The sequence below is a fragment of the Frankia sp. R43 genome, from assembly GCF_001306465.1.
GTDB classification, from domain to species: domain Bacteria; phylum Actinomycetota; class Actinomycetes; order Frankiales; family Frankiaceae; genus Parafrankia; species Parafrankia irregularis.
In genome coordinates this window covers 233756-253597 of the sequence record NZ_LFCW01000011.1, presented here as the reverse complement: position 1 = coordinate 253597, position 19842 = coordinate 233756, and the positions used below count along the sequence as shown (strand labels likewise).

Annotated in this window: 16 protein-coding genes; 6 read left to right on the top strand and 10 right to left on the bottom strand. The window is 67.8% G+C overall.

The genetic code is table 11. The features are described from left to right. Positions 1-144 precede the first annotated feature (144 nt). A complete protein-coding gene (locus tag ACG83_RS36885) occupies positions 145-729 on the top strand; it encodes a GNAT family N-acetyltransferase (protein WP_054570872.1) in 585 nt (194 codons plus the stop codon). A gap of 135 nt (positions 730-864) precedes the next feature. On the opposite strand, the gene ACG83_RS36880 is transcribed toward ACG83_RS36885, so the two are convergent. From ACG83_RS36880 to ACG83_RS36860, 5 genes are read right to left on the bottom strand one after another with little or no spacing between them, the layout of a single operon-like run. After that, on the bottom strand, positions 865-1944 hold the full coding sequence (locus ACG83_RS36880; protein WP_235498417.1) for a hypothetical protein: 1080 nt from the start codon (positions 1942-1944) through the stop codon (positions 865-867). Between the two features lie 20 nt (positions 1945-1964). After that, positions 1965-3047 carry an SCO2521 family protein gene (locus ACG83_RS36875; protein ID WP_083473880.1) on the bottom strand — a complete coding sequence of 361 codons (1083 nt, stop codon included), beginning with the start codon at positions 3045-3047 and terminating at the stop codon, positions 1965-1967. Continuing rightward, on the bottom strand, positions 3047-4048 hold the full coding sequence (locus ACG83_RS36870) for an SCO2522 family protein (protein WP_083473879.1): 1002 nt from the start codon (positions 4046-4048) through the stop codon (positions 3047-3049). Before ACG83_RS36870 ends, ACG83_RS36875 begins: the two co-directional genes overlap by 1 nt. 4 nt (positions 4049-4052) lie before the next feature. Next, positions 4053-4973 (bottom strand): SCO2523 family variant P-loop protein, encoded by a 921-nt coding sequence (locus ACG83_RS36865; protein WP_054571000.1) that lies wholly within the window; start codon positions 4971-4973, stop codon positions 4053-4055. A 13-nt stretch (positions 4974-4986) separates the two neighbouring features. Next, entirely contained in the window at positions 4987-6825 is a 1839-nt protein-coding gene (locus tag ACG83_RS36860; RefSeq protein WP_054570869.1) for an SCO2524 family protein, read from the bottom strand. 1036 nt (positions 6826-7861) lie between these two features. On the opposite strand from ACG83_RS36860, the gene ACG83_RS36855 reads away from it, so the two are divergent. After that, positions 7862-8794, top strand: a complete 933-nt coding sequence (locus tag ACG83_RS36855; protein WP_054570868.1) for a DUF6879 family protein — start codon at positions 7862-7864, stop codon at positions 8792-8794. Between the two features lie 31 nt (positions 8795-8825). Here the strand turns inward: ACG83_RS36855 and ACG83_RS36850 are convergent, their stop codons facing one another. The 4 genes from ACG83_RS36850 to ACG83_RS36835 all read right to left on the bottom strand — a co-directional run bounded on the left by ACG83_RS36850 (position 8826) and on the right by ACG83_RS36835 (position 11834). Further along, complete coding sequence (locus tag ACG83_RS36850; RefSeq protein ID WP_054570867.1) at positions 8826-9611, bottom strand: SCO2525 family SAM-dependent methyltransferase; 786 nt, start codon at positions 9609-9611, stop codon at positions 8826-8828. Positions 9612-9843: 232 nt separating this feature from the next. Next, positions 9844-10404 carry a GNAT family N-acetyltransferase gene (locus ACG83_RS36845; RefSeq protein WP_235498416.1) on the bottom strand — a complete coding sequence of 187 codons (561 nt, stop codon included), beginning with the start codon at positions 10402-10404 and terminating at the stop codon, positions 9844-9846. A 549-nt stretch (positions 10405-10953) separates the two neighbouring features. Further along, positions 10954-11259 carry a GlsB/YeaQ/YmgE family stress response membrane protein gene (locus ACG83_RS36840; protein ID WP_054570865.1) on the bottom strand — a complete coding sequence of 102 codons (306 nt, stop codon included), beginning with the start codon at positions 11257-11259 and terminating at the stop codon, positions 10954-10956. A gap of 164 nt (positions 11260-11423) precedes the next feature. Then, a complete protein-coding gene (locus tag ACG83_RS36835; RefSeq protein ID WP_198955488.1) occupies positions 11424-11834 on the bottom strand; it encodes a hypothetical protein in 411 nt (136 codons plus the stop codon). 547 nt (positions 11835-12381) lie between these two features. On the opposite strand from ACG83_RS36835, the gene ACG83_RS36830 reads away from it, so the two are divergent. The 4 genes from ACG83_RS36830 (at position 12382) to ACG83_RS43255 (ending at position 17557) form a co-directional block, all read left to right on the top strand. Beyond that, positions 12382-13836, top strand: a complete 1455-nt coding sequence (locus tag ACG83_RS36830; protein ID WP_054570863.1) for an amidase — start codon at positions 12382-12384, stop codon at positions 13834-13836. A gap of 108 nt (positions 13837-13944) precedes the next feature. Next, the gene (locus ACG83_RS36825; RefSeq protein ID WP_054570862.1) at positions 13945-15117 is read left to right on the top strand and encodes a PP2C family protein-serine/threonine phosphatase; all 1173 of its coding nucleotides are present in this window, start codon (positions 13945-13947) and stop codon (positions 15115-15117) included. A 107-nt stretch (positions 15118-15224) separates the two neighbouring features. After that, the gene (locus tag ACG83_RS36820) at positions 15225-16616 is read left to right on the top strand and encodes a glutamate decarboxylase (RefSeq protein ID WP_054570861.1); all 1392 of its coding nucleotides are present in this window, start codon (positions 15225-15227) and stop codon (positions 16614-16616) included. 578 nt (positions 16617-17194) lie between these two features. Next, positions 17195-17557, top strand: a complete 363-nt coding sequence (locus ACG83_RS43255) for a hypothetical protein (protein ID WP_006541685.1) — start codon at positions 17195-17197, stop codon at positions 17555-17557. A gap of 241 nt (positions 17558-17798) precedes the next feature. Here ACG83_RS43255 and ACG83_RS36810 read toward each other — a convergent pair whose 3' ends face one another. Next, positions 17799-19256 carry an aldehyde dehydrogenase gene (locus ACG83_RS36810; protein ID WP_054570859.1) on the bottom strand — a complete coding sequence of 486 codons (1458 nt, stop codon included), beginning with the start codon at positions 19254-19256 and terminating at the stop codon, positions 17799-17801. Between the last annotated feature and the right edge of the window lie 586 nt (positions 19257-19842).

Below are 19842 nucleotides of genomic sequence, written 5' to 3'. Positions count from 1 at the left end.
ACCGGCGCGAAGAGAGCCTGCACCCCCGCCAGCACCGAGGCCGGCTTCCCGGTGTGGCCGGGTACACGAGATTCCCCATCCAACAGGCGCCCATGACGCAACACTGAGCCCACGTATCCGGGCGTTGGCAGGCAGGATCGGCATGTGCGGACACGTCGGGCAACGGAGGACGACTGGCCGGCGATCTGGCCGGTCTGGCACGCCGTTGTCGCCGAAGGTGAGACGTGCACCTGGGATCCCGGCACCGACGAGGCCCGCGCACGCAGGCTGTGGATGCTGCCCGAGCCCGCACGGGTTCTGGTGATGGAGGTCGACGACGGCCCAGCCTCGACCCGGGTGGTCGCCACCGCACTGCTCGTTCCCGCCCAGCCGGATCTCGGCAGCCACGTGGTGCTGGCTCAGCTACTGATCGATCCGACCCTGGTGAACCTCGGCGGCGGGGCGTTCGGCCCCGGCGGCTACGGCCCGGCAGCCGCGCGGGCAGCTGCCGCACGGGCGGTCGGGCGCGCCGCCGGCGAAGGGATGATCGACTATGCGGTCGACCTCGGCTACCGAGCGATGCAGGTAAACGCGGTCGTCGCGGCCAACACCCAGCTGGTCGCCCTGTGGCGCTCGTTGTCCTTCCGCATGGTCGGCACCCTGCCAGCGGCCTTCGACCATCCCTGGCAGGGCGAGGTCGACCTGTACGTGATGCACCGTTTCCTGCCGCTGCCGCGGCAGGCACCCTGACCCTCAGCCACCCATGGGCGGAGGACCGAAGCTCAGGGCCCCAAGCACTGAGGATCTCGACCGTCCCAGAAATCACGTCGGCTGGGATCGACAGTCGACGGTGTGTGACCGCCCGAAGATCATGTTATCGGCTGTTCAGCCCGGGCAGGTACCAGCCGTTCCGCCAGCGGCGGTCTCGGCCGCGGCGGCCTCCTGCCAGATCTCGTCGAACAAGGCCTTCCGATCATCGATCCGAGTCCGGTCGAACCAGAGTCTGGTGCTGATGATGCCGGCTCCCTGCAGCGCGCCGGCTTCGGCCTCGTAGCAGACACTTTCGTCGAAGAGGATGAAGTCGCGGAAGATCTTGCGCCAGCCGGCCACCGCACTCCCGGCGTGGCCGCCACCCGGGACCACCACGCTGTGCACCTTTATCCCGGCTTTCTCCTGCTCTTCCCGAATCCTGAGAAAGTCGCCGTTACGCAGGATCCTCTCGGAATTCAGGATGAAGACCCTGCGCACCTCGACGCCGCGGTTCACCGCCTCCCGCTGCGCCATTAGGTAGGCCCGGCCCAGCTCACTGCTCCAGAAACCATCGCTGAAATTGCGACGCCCGCCGCCGACATTCGTCGCGTTGGTCGCCAAGATGCTGCCGCGAGCAGATCTGGTGAGCGCGAGAAGCCAGTCACGATCCTCACCCGGAAAGGTGACCGACCCTCCTTCCAAACCGCGCAGCAGCTCGTGCAGCCCACGGATCTCGTCAGCGACGAGCCGCCCGAGTACGGGGTTCGGCGGGTTGAACCTGGCCAGCCGGTCAGCCAGCCCGCTGACGGACCGCTCTACCTCCACCGCCGTCTCCACAGCCGAGTTCTCCAGCTGCTCCAGCAGCCGGGCACCGTGGTTTATTGTCTCGAGCTCCCGGGAGACCGCCCGCCTGGTATCGTCAAGATTGCGATCGACATCCTTCCTGATCGCGACAAGCTTGTCGGACTGCGCATGCACATGGTTCTCGACGACCTTTTCCAGCGCGACCTGATGCTGCACGATGAGAACAACGCCCGCGATGAACGCGGAGAGCATCGTCGTCCAGGTCAGGTCGCCGTCGAGTAACGCGCCGACGAGGAAGGTCATACCACCGGCAGCGAAAGCCACCGCGACCATTCTCATGACCGCGGAAGTGCCGGTGACAAACATTTTTCTCCGTTCGGCATACTGCTCCTTATGAAACCCCTCCGGCACGGCGAAGTCCGGCCGGGCGCCTACCCGGGCCGGCCACCCGACAGTTGTGGGCCGCCGGGGCCCACTGCCCGTGGGCCCTCAAGTATCGCGAGCAGAAGCTGGTTCTGGATCTGCCCGCACAGGCTCGCCCACTGTCTGGAGAATCCTGGGCTGTGCTCGAGTGCCGCCCATATCTCGGAAAGATTCTGCGCGACTCCCGCAGCTGGCATCCACAGATGAAGAAGATGGTCGATCGTGGGGCGGATACGGGCCACTACGGCCGACGCCGGGTCCGCACCTATGCGGCTGTTCTCGACCAGCGCGGCGACGGTTGACAGCAGCCAATCGTGCAGAGCGAGGTTCTCACAGGCGGCAACGATATCGGCGAGGTCGTGGGTTGTCGGTGGCAGATAAAGGCACAGGGTCCGCAGCGATTCGTCGTGAACCACGAACTCGATATCCGGTGCGGGCCGCTCCGGAACGGCCTCATCCGGCGGCTGCCAGATCACAGCGAAACGCAGCCTCGTTCGGCGCGCGCGAAGCATGGGCGACCGATCGATGTACGGCATCCGTTGAATCCTGTCGAGAAGCCGACTTCCCACCGAGCCCAGGTCCAGAGCGGCGTGGCTGCGGTCACGGATGGGCGCCCCGGCCATATCCCCGAGGAAACCTGACACCAGATCCTGACCACCGCTGCGCCCGCTTACCTCGATGACCCCTGGATCCGCGATGTAATGGGACCACGGCAGCCTCCGTTCAGAGGTCGCGCGGACGAGATGCGCACGGGCCGAGGCCTGCAGAATAGTCCCGCCGGTCAGCGAGGCCCGCGCGAGCACCGTTCCGATGCCGTCCGCCGCGGCACCGGAACCGGTGACCAGCGGGCAGTGCACGCCAGTCCGGAGATCTGGGGATATCGCGTGGGAATAAGGCCGGCTCGCGGTGCGCACCCGGCCGCCCGGGTCGAGGTCGAGCAGTCGCGCCACGGTGTCCGCATTGACCTGGTGCGAGTTCTGTAAAAGGGTGGTTCGAACCTCGCCGACCAGCACGTCCAGTTCGCCCGACCGTCCCTGGGCCTGCTGGGCCGGCAGGCCGCGGGTGCGGGTCGCCCCCGCAGCTTTTGGCATCAGCGGCCGAGAAAGAGGTAGGAGATCCGGTCAACCGGCTCCGCCGCCAGGTCGATCCCCTCGGCCCGTGCCCTACGAATTGAAGATCCCAATGCGTGCGGGTCGACACCGACCTGGCCCAGGATGACCCGCACCGCATGCTCGACCGGAACATACGTCGACGCAAGTGCCGAAAAGGTGCGGTACGCACAGAACGGCGCCGCCGTGGATGACGTGCGAACGATGTCCGGAACTTCGCTCCACCGGTCTGGCAGATTCTCCAGGTCAACTGTCGCAGGGTGGACCACGTTCTCACCCTGCACTCGCACGAGACCGAGCCGCAACAGTTGCCACACGGCCGCGAGGAAGGAACAGGACCAGCGCTGCCGGCCGTCGTCGTCGTCATCTCTGAGCTCGACGTCGAGGAAGATGGAGTGTCGGCGGGAAGCATTCTCAGCGGGTGGGTTCCAGCGCGCGGGAGCGCCCATCGCAGGGCCACCAGAGGTTCCCTGCGAACGCAGTCCGTTGCACAGCCAGCCGCTTTCGTGCACCGACGGACGCGAACCGTTCGTGCCATATGACGGATCCGGGACCAAGGCCTTCTCCACCACGGGTGCCAGCGACACCCGGCCCTCGTCCGCGCAGGCGGATTCCCGCGCGATGTAGTCGATGACCAGGTCGTTGGCCGCAGCCGCCGCGAGCAGGTCTGGAATCACCGTGGCCGGCGACGGCAGCGCCTGCCGCTCCGAATAGTCGTCCACGAGCAGGCAGGTGCTGACCCGGAGACCGGCACCGCTGAAACCGCTCAGCGCGGCCAGCCGTGACCGCTCCGCCCAGGGTGCGATTCGGCGGAACTGGTCGGCCAGGGCTGCGGGCCCCCCGCGGAAATCCTCCGGGTAGAAGTGCCCCAGTTCCACCGACAGGTGCGCGAACGGCACCTCGACCGTACGCTCGGACGCGCTTGTCTCCCGGAAAACCGCACGAGCGGGCTCCATCGGCGGTTTGGCAGGCTCCGGACGCATGCCGTCACAGACCTTCCCACAGCGCGTCATCGGTCAGCCGTTTGGCGAGTTCCTCGAACGCCCGCCCGGTCTCCTCATTCGCGATCCGGGTGGTCGAGATGTCGTCCTCGACGATGATCTGCTCGCGCCATTGGAGCACCGGGTCGAGTGGAACCGCGCCCAGCATCAGGCTGCTGCCCAGGCGCAGCTGCCCGGCGAGCTTCTGCAGGTCGGTGTTGAATGCCTGCAGCCACACCGACTGTTCCGGCCGCAGACCGGAGAGCTGGGACGAATCAGGCTCAAGCACGGCCGTGCGTACGAACCGGATGCTGTCCTCAAGCAGCCCTCGCTGGTGCCCGAAGCTGGTACCGGTGTCGAGTATGCCCTGCGGTCCGTAGACCAGACTCGCGGCCGCGACGATGTGCTGCCGAGTCCATCGATGGAACACCAGCCAGCGCGCGGTCTTCTCCGCGATCACGGGGTCGGCGGTGGCCCTCAGGACCATCTCGGTGGCATAGGACCTTCCAGAGCTCAGGTCCACAAGTGTCAGCTCGAACTCCTCGTCGAGCCGCAGGAAGAGATCACCACAGCGGTCGATCATCTCCTTGGTCACAGGAAACTCGCCGCCGCCGATGTCACCGGGCAGCAAGGTGAAACGGCCGGCGCCGAGAGGCTTCGACCACCGTCCGCCCAGATTCGACTGCGCCCAAACATCGATCTGCTCGGTTTCGGCCGCCCGCCCCGCGAGGTAGGCGTGCAGCCCTCGTCCACTCGATGTGCCCTGGCCCGCCTCCTCGACCCCGAGGATCGCCCCGGCCGTGGGTGAGCCGAAATCGAAATCCAGATAGCAGACATCGCTGCCCTGGACGGCACGCCGATAGGCGACATTGCAGCTCGTGACCGAGCGACCGGTCCCGCCCTTGTCCGAGGTCGCGAAGATAATCACGCCGATCTCCCGATCAACCGCGCCGCGCGAGAGCGAGCGCCTCAAGATCGCGCAGTGCTTTCTGGAGGATGGCGACCGCCGTGGCGGGCTGCTGTTCCCTCAGGTCCCGGGCACGACGCAGGCTTGATCCGATCCCGTACAACTGGGTGCGGGCCGGCAGAGCTGCCGTCGGTGACTCCCGCAGAAGTTCGGTTGCATGCAGATGATCTGCCTCGGCCAGCATGTCCAAGGCCAGGTCGGCAAGCCGTCCGCTGTAGGGCCGCGTCCCGGAGACCGCCGCTACGGCCACCAGCGACTCCATCACCCGCTCGGTGAAATACCACGACGGCTCCATGTCCGACGCGGTCAGCCGGAACATCGACGAGATATCGTCCCAGAGCATCGCACCCGGGCCGTCGGTGATCTGGCGGCGGTGCAGGTGCCGCGACCAGATGTCGTCAGCCAGCGTGAGCAACCTGTCCCGCAGGGCGCTGTCCCGGGTGATGCTGGCAGTCCGGGCAACCCGCTTGAGCAACGCGGTCGAGAAGTCCAGCGCGGACCACACCATCGGCGGCCCGAGGCTGTCGGCTCCGACCAGATCGATCCGGACGCCTGGGGAGTGCAGTGCGATCGCCGGTTCCTGCAGCCGCGCACGCCGGGTGACACGACCCCGGACCGCCAGTTCCTCGAGAATCGACGCAATCCGCGCGATCTCCACATCTCGAGCACGCTCGGAGGCGAGCGCCTCGACCGTGATGGAGGTGATCAACAGGGTGTGGTAGTCGGTCTCGGGACCTTCCTGGCCGGCGGTCCTGGCTCCCCGCCAGGGGATCTCCTCCACCGCCCAGCGACTCCCACCGAGGCGTGCGATCGTGGACCAGTAGTTCTGGGTCAGGTTCTGACGGAGTTCGAGCGCGCCGACAAGACCCTCCTGCTCCGGAGTGATGAGACCTAGCCTGCGGGTCCGTTCCGAGAAGAGGTCGGCGATGCCGTCGAGGGCGACAAGCGTGAAATACAGCGATGGTCTCGCCTCGGCCACCCCTTTGGCCTGATTGACCGAGGACAACGCCGGCTCGACCGTAGGAGCATCCCGGACGATTCCCCAGGACCAACCGCACTCGAACAGCAGGCTGTCATCCTCGACCAGGTCGGCCGCCGCGAACTCCACACCCATCCTGAGCTCGCGGAGCGCGGTCCTGGTCGGGACGAGGGCATCGCGGAGAGATTCCAGGATCCTGTCCTGCGGGCTTTCATCGGTGTTCACCAGGTCGCGCAGGATACGACCTTCCTCGGAGTCGGCCGAGAACGATCGCACCGTGAAGCTGCGCAGAATACCGATCATCGAGGCCGTCAGCCGGTGGGACGCTGCGGCCTCCAGCGCCTTCAATTCGTCCAGAAGGCTGTTCCGGCGTACTGCGGGCCGAAATTCCTTCACGAATCCAAGTATCGCGAGCGAGAGCGTGATGGACATCGAGAACGAGTCCACGATCTCGATGTTGAGCTGTTCCGGGGACAGTTTCTCGCCTGAACTCAGGGCTTGCAGATAGGAGCCCCCGGAGAAGAGAGGCGCTCCGTTCTTGTCTGTATACCGCTCCAGGTACTCCGCGAGGGCCCTCGCCAGGACCTGCGGTACCTGGCGTGCGTCGCCGAGCTTGTCGAGCGCGACACACACGTCCTTTGCCGTCTCGTCTGGCCTGGCGAAGCCCATCCCACCCATCTGGTAGGCCGGGTACATGAGGCAGAGCAGCTGCTCGGCATCGCTCGTGGAGTTCTCCTCCGCCCGACCACCGAATCTCCACGTGCCGCGCTCATACGAGTACTCGGCAGCCGCCTTCCACATTTCGAGAAGGAGCTGACGCGGTCGAACTTCCAATCCCGAGACCCCCTTGGTCTGCAATGCGGATCGGCCATTGCCTCATGGCGTCGAGGGAGCGGAACAGCTCACCCGCTCCGAGTCGTGGGCCGGCCGGATCCTGACTCGGCGACTGTCGGCATATCCGGTTGTCAGATCCGCCCTCCAGTCGCTTGGTGGGATGCGGTTGTTGGATTGACACAGCTGCTGTTGTCACTTCGGGTCCAGGGCGCGCGGACCGGTCCAGGCGCACCGTCCTCGTGAGACCGAGCCTACGCGATCACCGAGTATCCCCCCCTCGGGTCCGGATATCAACGGTGGTTGGCGCCGTCCCGGCGGTTTGCCGGCCTGTCGGGTATCCGACCGACCGCTCGGGTCGTCTTCCGAGCAGATCATATGGGTCATCCGTGGTCCACCCTGCCGGGCTGCAGCGACTCCGGCCGTGTTCCGTCAAGGCCTTCCGCCGTGCCCGTGAAGTGGCCTCCCAGCCTGCAGAGCGACATTTGTCGTCGTCGAAGTCGGGTTAGCTGGGTCGTCGACCTCCCCGGCGGTGTCGCCAAGGTGTCGGCAACCCATCGGTGACCGACCGCTGCCGAGCCTCCGCAACGGAAAGCACTCAAAAGTTTCCGTGCTTCCCATCCTTTTCTGGTGCATCCTGGGTGCATGGGGAGTGATGCGGCAGGACGAACTCGAACTTTCTCTTGCTCCGGCAATACCACCGGCCGCTTCCCGGCTGCCCGTGCCCCCACGCACCTGTCCTTGGCGTGCGCCAAGAACCAGTGCGTCAGCAGGGGATCCTGCATGACCGACCAGCTGAACCTGGCCGCGTTGAGCCGCTGAACCCGTCCTGGGCGGTCACAGCTGGAGAACCATCCGAAAGACGGAGGAAGATCCGCTCCGGGGACGGAACGGTCGTGGCCTCGATCTCGGTCTCGTCCAAGGCCACATCTCACGGCCGAAGACCGCCCGCGGTCCTCTCGCACCCCGGGACTCCCTCAGCCATGCCTCGACAGGCAGGCCGGGTTGAGAGCGGGTACCCAGCCATGGAAGGAGCACCGTGACCACGCGTCCCATCTTGCGCAGGATTCTCATATCGGCACTTAGCGGCGGAATCTCACTCGGGATCGCCAAGCTCTCCAGAGCCTCGGCCACGGACTCCGTACAGATCGCCTTCTTCTTCGCCGGTGTCGTGTTCGTCATACAGGCGCTTGTCGACTTCGCGGATCAGCAGAAGAGCCTGGTGGACGATCTTTCGAGCCAGATGCAGGAGCTCCGGCGAGGTGTGGACGAACGGTTGGACCGGGTTGATCAAGCGGTCCGGCTCACCGAGATCGTGGAAGAGCTGGAAGGCAGCATCGGGGCGCCGGAACGCCCTATCTCGACGTTGCTTGCTCGCGTGACCAACACCAACCTGACGATCCCCTCACCGATCGTCGGACGTCTCGCCCTGGAGGAGACACGTGCCCTTATCGAGCTCCTGGTCGGACTCGGCAACGGCGTCGCCGCCTACCCCGGCGAGGATCGTGACTGGCTGCTGGAGCTCACCCGTTGCGCGAAGTCCCAGATTCGTGCCATCAGTACCGCGGTGGTGGACGGCGGCGGACCAAGGACCTTCAACAGGGGCTTCTGGTTCACCCAGCTCGGCAAGAGCTACCTCAAGGAGCAGCAGAAGGCGGTCCAGCGCCAGGTTTCAGTCCGCCGGATCTTCGTCCTCCAGGGGACACGCGCGATAGCTGCGCGCGAGCTTCTGCAAATCTGCCACCTCCACAGCCAGCACGGCATCGAGGTCCGCGTTCTCAACGTCCAGCAGGCCGGGATGGACGACTTTATTCTCTTCGACGACGAGGTCAGCTATGAGACATCAACGGGCGTTGACGGTCTCAGCACCACACTCCGATCGCGGCGGGATCACGTGGAGGAGCGTTCGGATCAGTTCTCCCGCCTCTGGGAGCTGGCGACCACGCCAGATCTCAGCGATCTCGCCTCGTAGCGAGCAGTGCCGGGCCGGACTCGCCGCAACCTCAGGTCTCGGCCGGAAGCCCCCCTGTGTCCGCGGCCGCGTGGCCCATGACGATGACCATCGCGTCGTAGCCCTCACGCAGCATCTTCTCGACGACGATCCGATCCGCCGTAACGCCGCTGGCTCTGCCCTCGAGGCTGTCCAGAATCTCGGACAGGTCCAACGAGACCGCCGGGAAACGGATGCCGCCGACCGTGTATCCGCTTGACTTCTCCATGTAGGCCATCGCGAAGGGCGCCCCCGGCACGAGGGCGCCCAAAAACCGCTCGGAAGCTCGCTGGAACTCATCCGGGCTCTGCGATATCGAGCACGCGACGAAGAACATCGTCCCGATGTCCCACTGCCGCCCTGGCAGGTCGAACACACTTCCCTGCCAGACCACAGCGCGCTCCGCCAGTTCTCGGCGAGGGTCCGCGACAGAACCGTACACAGGATTCTGGCGCAGGACGTCCCAGAACTGGTTCCACTCCGGACTGTACGAGACGATCTCCTGTCGCAGCCAGGAGACATTATTCGCCGAATAGTCGATGAGCGAGATCTGCTTACACCAGGGCAACATCGCGAGCGCGGGATACAGATTGCTGCCGGTACCCATGTCCAGGCCCCGCAGCGAGCGGTCGGCGGGTTCCCCCGCCGCCCTCGCGAAGAAGTCCCTCACCCGCTCCAGGATGATCTGGTCATCTTCCCGCAACATCCGATAGTTGTCGTTACGATAGGATTCCGGATCGAAGTCATCCCACTCGAGATCGGCGTTCCTGACGGAATCCTTCTCCCGCTCCAGCTGCATACCTAACTCCTGCCCGGCCCGCGCACGGCTTCCTCGCAGCACATCATGTGGCCCCCAGTGTAGCCATACGGATTTCCGTGGCCGCGAGGGACCGGGGGCGCAGCCCACATCCGACCCTCCCATCAGTCCGCAACAGTTGATAAATCGTTATCAAATTGCGTCTTCCGTACACTATCCGTTTTGAGGCCATCGCGACGGCAGAGGGGTCGGCCCGGTACCGCATCGCCGGATTCTATTCTCGGGCCAGCTCGGAGAGCCGGCGTTCCGAGGTGCGCGATGCGAGGAGGTTGAGATCCAGTACTATGCGCGGCTGCTTCTCACCGTAATATTCTCGCTCGTAGCCGACCGGCGTGAATCCGAGAGAAAGATACAGCTTCACGGCCGGCGTGTTCGCCGCGTCCACCGCAAGTCGCACCGACCGCACGCCGCCCTTTTTCAGCCCCGTCAGGGTCTCCTCCGCAAGTCGCCGGCCAAGCCCCCTACCTCGGACCTCGGCCCGCACACCGAGCGCGAGATAGTGCGCCAGGTCGTTTTTGGAGTTCGCGCTCGACCGTACCGCAAGCGAATATCCCAACAATTTCCCACCGTCGTCCGCTACGAGAATCTCCTCCCCGTGAACGTCGAAGATCTGACGAAGCACGAAGTACGGGTATGCCAAACCGATGAAAATGTCCTGATCGAGCTTGGCGAGTTCCGGCAGATCTGACAGCAGGGCTCCGCGCAGTTTGACCATCGCGAATAGATCCTCCTCTGGGCCTTCCCGCGACCGCTTCACATCGTCGCCGGCGACCACGCGCCACCGGAGCACACGCCAGGACAGACCAGGGCGAGCCGGGGCGAGCGTCGGCCTGGATGGCGGCGCAAGTTCGCCAATTGGCGTAGTCCCGCGCCGCACCGAGTCAGCTCGACCGAAGGGAACGAGACTGGCTCGGAAGCGGCACGGAGCCATACAGACAGGATGCCGCACGAAGTCCCTTTACCGAGACCGAATCGTCAACTCAAGGAAACATGCAGGTATCCTCGGGCTCCGCTGCCGACGACAAGGGGCTGCCGACGAGCGCGGATTCTCACCCGCCCTGAAGAGGACCGAAGAGGATCGGCCGACCATGGCCCACCCTTCGGCGGCCTTGCAGCCGGCCGCTCGCTGCGCGCCGACCTGCTCCGTCCGCCGATACGACCTACCGTGCCGTGGTGCCGGTCCGGCGGAAACGGCTGCCTGCCACAGCGGCAGCACCGAAGGCAGTGTCTCCACGCGGCTCGCTCCGCCCGGCACCGGTCCGCCTGTCCATGTGGTTCGAGTGCCGGGCAACTCGAGAGCCGGGCAACGCCGGCTCACGCCCGACTAGCGGCGGGCGTACCGGCGGCTGTGCGGGGCCCGGGAGATGCCACGGCCGCTGAAGGAACGCCACAGGGCGAGCACGATGATGGCTCCGATGATCGAGCCGATGACGCCCGACGGCTGCAGGGCGCCCTCACCGAGATCCTTACCGAAGAGAACATAGCCGAGAAAGCCGCCGACGAAGGAACCGACGATTCCGACGCCAATCGTACCGAGAATTCCGATCGGGTCCCGGCCCGGGAGAACCAGACGGGCAACCGCGCCGGCGACGAGACCGAGCAGGACCATGATGACGAGGAAGGTGACCATCAGCGAGCTCTCCCTTACCAGGATGTTTTTGCCTTCGAAGTTCGGCTGAGATCCTTGTTCCCGAGCGGTTCCGACACAAACGTTTTTCTCTTGAAAACTCGCGATCCGGCAGCTTTACCCGGTTTCCGCGGACGCCGGACAAAGCGGCGGGTGATCGGGCGAGGTCAGTCGCCGGAGCGGGCGGACCGTGCCGCCCCCCGGCGGTGCACGGTCCGCCGGAGGAGCAGCAGCACCGCCACACCGAAGGCCACCCCGCCGGTGGCGCGAGGACGGCGCCGCGCCTGCTCGCCCACGGTTCGAGCGGCCTTCCCGCTGGTCACAGCGGTCCGCTCGACAGCTGCCGCCGCCTGCGGATGCTGGTCGAGCTGGTCCCGCACAGTACTGAGAGCCTTGTCCTTCGCCTCGACGGTCCGTTCCGTCGCGGTCGCGACGGTCGGGTTCTGGGCAACCTTCTCCCGGACCGCACCCGCCGCCCGCTCCGCGACGTCCCGCGTCTTCTCTGTGGCCGAAACCACATGCGGGGCGAGGCCGGTGGTCATGTCGTTGAACTTCCGGCGAATGTCGGTGGCGCTCACACCGCTGTCCGTCGCGGCAGTGTCCAGGGGGCGTTCGGCCGCTTCCACGGAAGCGGCACCGCCGGTATCCGGCGCCGTGCTGGCTCCGGTATTGGCGCCCTCTTTCATCTCGCGGTCCTCCTCGATAGATCGCGCATCTCGCGCGCGGTGAGCCGATGGGGATCCGCCGGCTGCCACACGCATCTTTCCTTCCCGACTACCCATGGAATTTCGGCATAACCCACCGTTTCGCAGGACAGTGACGGGAACCCCACGCCACGGTCCGTGCACGCCGCCACCGAGTCTGACGTTCCTGCCGGACAGGACCCGAGCTGGTGGTCGCTGGCGCGACGACGATCCTCAGCTCATCCATGCCGCCCCGGCCCCGGCCACGGCCGCGGACGGCGGCGGCCGGCAGCCGGTGGGTGGCGGCCGGTGGATGGCAGGTGGCACCGCGCGCGCTGGCTCGTATGTCTCATGTCCGGCAACGGAGCGCGGCGGCGGGGCGGAGTCGTCTAGCGTTCCCTTCACGGCTCCCGCCGCGCTTGCCGCGCCAAGGAGGTGCCTGATGTCGGATACCGCTGCTGTGTGGGCTGACGATGGCCAACCCGACGGCCTCTACGGCCTGCGGGAACTCGCCGCGCAGCTCGCGGCCGGGACGATGAGCTCGCAGGAGCTCGTAGCGGCCAGCCTGGAACGCATCCAGGCGACGGCTTCCACCCTCAACTCCTTCCGGGTCCTGCGCGCGGACGAGGCGCTGCGAGAGGCCGCCCAGGCCGACCGGCGGCTCGACGCCGGCGAGCGGCTGCCGCTGCTGGGCGTTCCGATCGCCATCAAGGACGACACCGACATCGCCGGGCTTCCGACCGCGTTCGGCGCCGCCGGTGACTTCCCGCCCGCGACCGAGGACTGCGAGATGGTCCACCGGCTGCGCGCCAGTGGAGCGATCATCGTGGGGAAGACGAACACCCCCGAGTTCGGACAGTGGCCGTTCACCGAGGGGGCCGCGTTCGGCAGCACCCGCAACCCCTGGAACCTCGACTACTCGCCCGGTGGGTCCTCGGGTGGGGCGGCCGCGGCGGTCGCCGCCGGGCTGGTGCCCGCCGCGATCGGCTCCGACGGGGCCGGCTCGGTCCGCATCCCCGCCGCCTGGACCCACCTCGTCGGCATCAAGCCCCAGCGCGGACGGATCTCCAGCGCACCGGTGACCGAGCAGTTCAACGGGTTGACCACCTTCGGTCCGCTGACCCGGACCGTCGCCGACGGCGCCCTGCTGCTGGATCTGCTGGCCGGCAGCCTCCCCGTGGACCGGGACCGGACCGCCCCACCGATGGAGTCGTTCGTGCGGTCGGCCGAACGCCCGCCGCCACGGCTGCGGATCGGGCTGTCGTTGCGGATTCCGTACAGCGGGATGCCGGCCACGCTTGATCCGGCTGTCCGCTCCGCGGTGGAACGTCTCGCCGAGGTGCTCGCCCGGCTCGGGCATGAGGTGGTGCCGCTCGATCCGCCGTACGGGCTGCTCGGTCTCCTCTTCCTCCCCCGGTCGATGGATGGCATCCGGGACTGGTCCTGCCGGGTTCCGGATCCCGGCCTGCTCGACCCGAGGACGCTGACGAACGCGCGCAACGGGCGGGCGCTGCGGCCGCTGCTCGGTCTGACCAGGGTGGTCGAGGCTCCGGCCCGGGCGTACATCGGCCGTGTCTTCCGCCAGGTGGACGTCCTGCTGGCTCCGACGACCGCGGTGCCGCCACCTCGGGTCGGCGAGCTCAACCGCCCGACGAGCTGGGAGACCGATCAGGCCATCATCGCCGCGGCTCCCTACACCTGGCCGTGGAACGTCCTCGGCTGGCCGGCGATCAACGTCCCGGCGGGGCTGACCGCGGCCGGCCTTCCGGTCGGTGCGCAGCTGATGGGACCGGCCGGCGGCGAGGGCCCGCTGATCTCGCTCGCCGCGGAGCTGGAGGACGTCGAACGGTGGTACACCCGCCGGCCGGGGCGGCTGGAGACCTCGGCACCCGCCTGACGCCCCCGAGCCCGACAGCGGCGAGCCCGGGATGGCCTGCCAGCCCCTGTCACCGGCGAAAATGGAGGTCTCCGGCTGACAGACGCCGTCGGCCCGGGACAATGGCGCATGCTCACCAGCGTGGTTCACCGGGTCAGGGCCTACACCGACCCGCTCACCGCCGCTCTGCTGGTCCTCGCCGCCGGGATCGCCGTCGGTGCGGCCACGGATCTGTCCACGACCGGTTATTTCGGTATCGGCGCGCTGGTCGCGGCCGTGACCTGTCCACCCCTGGTGACGCTGGGTCTGGGCCTGTGCTGCGAGGTCGTGGCGGTGGTCTCCGGGGTGTGGGATCACCGTTTCGGCAGCGGCCAGCACATCGCGGCGTGTGTGCTGGTCGCCGCCCAGGTGGCCGTCGCGGTGTACATCTCGGCCCACCGGATCCGCCGGAGCTCCGAGCTGCAGCAGGTCCGGGCGGTCGCGGAGGTCGCTCAACGGGCCCTGCTGCCGGACGTGCCGAAGACGCTGCACGGTGCCGGCTTCGCCGCCCGGTACCTCTCCGCGGCCGCGGAGGCATCGGTCGGTGGCGACCTCTACGAAGTCGTGGCGACGCCGCACACGATCCGCCTCATCATCGGCGACGTGCGGGGCAAGGGGCTGCCCGCCGTCCGGCTCGCGACGGTGGTGCTCGGCGCCTTCCGCGAGGCCGCGGTCACCTGGCTCGACCAGGGGCAGGTCGCGGCCGCCTGCGCACGGTCGGTGAGCCGCGAGGCGGATCCGGAGGACTTCGTGACCGCGCTGCTGGTCGACATCCATCCGGACGGCCAGCTCAGCCTGTGCTCGGCGGGTCATCATCCGCCGCTGCTCGTCGGCACCACGACCACGACCACGCTGACCTGTCCGTCCGGCCCGCCGCTCGGGCTCGGTGAGCAGTTCGCGACGACGGTCACGGACTGGGAGATCGGTGACCGGCTGCTGCTGTTCACCGACGGCCTGATCGAGGCGCGTGACGGCGACCGCGCCTTCTTCCCGCTGGACCGGCACGTCGACCTGCTCCGGGAGGTGTCGCCGAGCGCCGCCCTCGATCAGCTCACCGCCGCGCTCACCAGCCATGTCGGTGGCAACCTGCACGACGATCTGGCGCTGCTGCTGGTCGAGCGGCTGGCAACGGCCCCGCCGCAGCCCCGGAGCCGCTCGGCCGCTTCGACCGGCCAGCCCGCCTCGACCGGCCAGCCCGCCTCGACCGGCCAGAGCGGCCAGACCGGTGCCCAAGCGGACATCCCGCTGGCCGACGCCCGCTGAGGGCCCACGACTACCACCCTCCCCGCTCGGTACGTCACCTGGCGTAATCGATTGCTGGGTCGCAGACTCTTGGCGACACCGGTGACGGCGGGAGGGAGGGACGTCCGATGGCCCTGCATGGTCGGGCGAAAGGCGGGCACGGCGACCAGACCGTCGCGATACCCCCACACCTGGCGGTCCCGGACGCCGACACCACGGTTCCCCGGTTCCGGCTGCCCCGCTCGTCGATGCCGGCGGCGACGGCCTACCAGGTCGTGCGCGACGAGCTGATGCTCGACGGGAACGCCCGCCTCAACCTCGCGACCTTCGTCACCACCTGGATGGACGAGCACGCCGACCGGTTGATGGCGGAATGCGCGGCGAAGAACATGATCGACAAGGATGAGTACCCGCAGACGGCCGAGCTGGAGGCACGCTGCGTGAACATCCTGGCCAGGCTGTGGCACGCCCCGGACGCCGCCGACACGATCGGCTGTTCGACCACGGGCTCGTCCGAAGCCTGCATGCTGGCCGGGCTCGCCATGCTGCGCCGGTGGCGTGGCGCCCGGAGCCCGCGCGACGCACCGGCCCCGAACATCGTCATGGGTGCGAACGTGCAGGTCTGTTGGGAGAAGTTCGCCCGTTACTGGGATGTCGAGCCCCGGCTGGTCCCGCTCGCGCCTGGGCGCACCCATCTGACACCGGACGAAGCGGTCGCCCGCTGCGACGAGAACACGATCGGGGTGGTGGCCGTACTGGGCTCGACCTTCGACGGGACCTACGAGCCCGTGGAGCAGATCGCCCGGGCGCTGGACCACCTGGCCGAGACCGGCGGCCCGGACGTCCCGGTGCACGTCGACGCCGCCTCCGGCGGGTTCGTCGCGCCGTTCTGCGACCCGGACCTGCACTGGGACTTCCGGCTGCGGCGGGTCGTGTCCATCAACACCTCAGGCCACAAGTACGGGCTCGTGTATCCGAGCGTCGGCTGGGTTGTGTGGCGCGACACCGAGCACCTTCCAGCCGAACTGGTGTTCGACGTCGACTATCTCGGCGGCACGATGCCGACGTTCGCCCTGAACTTCTCCCGACCAGGGTCACAGGTGGTAGCGCAGTACTACTCGATGTTGCGGCTCGGCCACGCCGGCTATCAGCTCACCGCCCGCACGTGCCGTGACAATGCGCGATGGCTTGCGGACGAGGTCGCCAAGCTGGGGCCGTTCGAGCTTGTCTCGGACGGCTCCGGGATCCCCGCGTTCGCCTTCACGACGAGGGCTGGCACGGATTTCAGCGTCTTCGACGTGTCCGAGGCGTTGCGGACCCGGGGCTGGCTGGTGCCCGCCTACCGGTTCCCCGCCGATCTGACGGACCTGGCCGTGCTGCGGATCGTGATCCGCGCGGACTTCAGCCGCGAGTTGGCGCACCTGCTGGTCGAGGACCTTCAGCGGGCGGTCGGCCGGCTGAGCGGCCAGGCCTCCCGGCCGGCGTGGTCCGCCGCGGACCAGGCTTCGTTCCATCACTAGTGCTCGTTCACGGGCGCCTAGGCCCAGCTCACAGCCATGATCCGGCCCACACCGAAGGAGGAGGGAGACACGATCAGGACAACACCCCAGACGACCACCGGACCAGCCGGGCGGCACGGAATGTTTCGCTCCGGTGAGCCCCGGACGATCGGAGGAAGTGTCGTAATCGGGACGGCGACCACGTGTCACAGCAACTGAGAAATTCTTCATAGAATGAACATGAAAACCCAAGAAAAACATGGCTGTTCGGCTGGCCGCCGGCCGGTCCGCCGCCGCGGCGCCGGGCGATTGCGCGGGTCAGGGGCCCACGAGGCCGGTGGCCGGTGCGCCCGTTTGTACCTGCCGATCGGCAGGATTACACCTGCCGGTCGGCACGGTGGCACCAACGGACCGGCCGGGCAACGTAGCACGGGTCACCCGACCGGCGGGCACCGAACAGCCCGTCCTGTTACAGCGAACACACCATTCGGCGGGCTGTATTCTGGCAAACACTTAGCGTAACGCGGCGAACCTCACCATGACGACAGCCGCAAAAGTAGGCATTGTTGAAGTTAAGCGAAATCGAGAAAGGTGATGCAATGCATTCTGTGACCTCTCCCACGGCCGCGGTGCAGGCGAAGAGCCGGTTAGCCGGTGACGTCCCGCGCCAGCCTCAGCGCCGGCACCGGGACAAGGTGAGCCGTGCCGACCGAACCCTCATCGCCGTCCGCGACGCCCTGGCCCGGGCCGACCGACCGGTACGCGCGCGCGTCCTCGCCCTCGACCTCGGCCTCCCGGCCGCCGAGGTGACCGCCGGACTGCGCAGGCTGCAGGACAGCGGTGCCGCCCTCTCCCACGCTCGTCGCTGGGTCGCCGTCGACCCGTCGTCCAGCCCCGCCGCGCCCGCCGCGCCGGGCTGTGATCGCTCCGGCCCCAGCCAGCCAGGTCACAACCAGCTGTGACCTCCTACTGCTGAGCTCCCGGCAACGCCGGCCTTCCCGGTAACGCCGAGCTCCCCCATAACCGCGCCGCTCGCCCGCGAGCGGACGCAGGGCACAGGACGCGGTGTCGTCGCGACCGGTCACGCGACACGCTCGCGCCCACCCACGGACTGGGTTCCAGCGCCTGCCCGGGGGCCGCGTCAACGGCCCCGAGGCAGGCGGAACCCGGTCGGTTCCCGGTGACCGGTCCAGCCGACGACGTTCAGGATGCCGGGGCCACCGAGATCGACTTCACGTCGAGGTAGCCCTCGATGCCCTCACGGCCCAGCTCACGCCCGATCCCGCTGGCCTTGACCCCACCAAACGGCGCGTTCGGGTCCATGCTGTAGGCCTGGTTGACGCCGAAGGTGCCGCTGCGGACCTTTCGTGCCACCGCGAGCCCGCGCTCGATGTCGGACGTCCACACCGAGCCGGACAGCCCGTACTCGGTGGCGTCCGCGATGCGTACCGCCTCGGCGTCGTCGCCGTACGGCAGCACCGTCAGGACCGGGCCGAAGATCTCCTCCCTGGCGACCCGCATGCCGCTGTCGACGTCGGCGAAGACGGTCGGACGCACGTACCAGCCGCTCTCGACACCGGCCGGCAGATCGCTGCCGCCGGTGACCAGCCGGGCACCTTCCTTCTGGCCCTCCTCGATGTAGCCGCGCACCCGCTCCTGCTGACGCTGGGCGACCATCGGGCCGACCTTCGTCGCCGGGTCGGACGGATCACCGACCGGCAGCGACTCGACCATCGAGACCAGCGCGTCGAGGTACTCGCTGTACCGCGACCGGGGGACGAGGATCCGGGTCTGGGCGACGCACGCCTGCCCGCTGTTCATCAGCCCGGCGATCTCCACCCCTGCCGCCACCGCGGCCGGGTCTGCGTCGTCGAGCACCACGGCCGCGGACTTGCCGCCGAGCTCCAGGCTGACCCGCTTGAGGTTCGACCCGCACGACGCGGCGACCAGGCGGCCGGCCGCCGTCGACCCGGTGAACGACACCTTGTCCACGCCCGGATGTGACACGAGGTACTCGCCCAGGTCCCGGTCGCCGGGCAGCACGCTGACGACCCCCGGCGGCAGCCCCGCCTCGGTGAGCAGGTCTGCCAGCACGTAGGCGTCCAGCGGCGTCTCCGGGGACGGCTTCAGCACCACCGAGCACCCGGCGAGCAGCGCCGGCACCAGCTTCCCGACGGTCAGGAACAACGGCATGTTCCACGGGACGATGGCGGCGACGACGCCGATCGGCTCCTTGCGGACGATGATGTCCTGCCCGTAGAAGCCCTTGCGCGGCTCCTCCCACGCCAGGTTCACCGCGATGTCGGCGAACGCGCCCATCATCATCCAGGGCAGTGCCACATGGGACAGCTTCGCGAACGAGATCGGCGCACCCATCTCGGCGCTGATCAGCTCGGCGAGCTCCTTGCGGCGCGGCTTCACCAGACCGGCCAGCCGCCGGACGACCTCGGCGCGCTCCGCCGGGTCGAGACGCGGCCAGGGGCCTTCGTCGAAGGCGAGGCGCGCCGCGGCCACCGCCCGGTCGACGTCCGCGTTGCCGGCCGCCGCGATGCGGGCGATGACCTGCTCGGTGTGCGGCGAGACGACCTCGATCACGCCCGCGCCCGTGCCCGCCGGCGCGACCCACTCGCCCCCGATGAACAGATGTTCTTGCTCCTGCATGAGTCCCTCCGGACACGGCCCGCAGTAGTGGTCAGTCATTGATGAGCAACATCTCCGGACATGCCGACGATCCCGGCATCCCACCGCGCCCTCGGCACCGCACCGCATCGCGTCGCACGGCACCGCGCCGCATCGCGCCGCGGCCCACCCGCCCGCCGCGCAGCCGCGCAGCCGCGCAGCCGCGCACGGTTGCAGTTGCCATGCGACAACACTAACGTTGCAGACAAAGTCGAACAACCGAATCCAACTCCCTCCCACTCCATGGGAAAGTGATCCACCCAGAGAAAACCAGCCGCGCGGCCGTGGGCGCTCCCACGCCGATCGCATGCCTTCCCACCGAGGGTGATCAGTGGGCGGTCCGCCGACACCGCCCCAGCCGACCCACCCACCAGCACAGCACGACACCGGAAGTCGATGCCGAACGATCCCCGGGATCGAAATCGGATCAGATCTACAACATCAATGAAGCACCGCGATGGGATCACAGCTCTTTCGAGCCCCTTCCCGCGAGCTGATTCGGACGGGCCTTCCCGGCTCGTTCGGGAGATCACCGAAGCAGCCGCGGAATTTGTCGTCATCTGGCCGG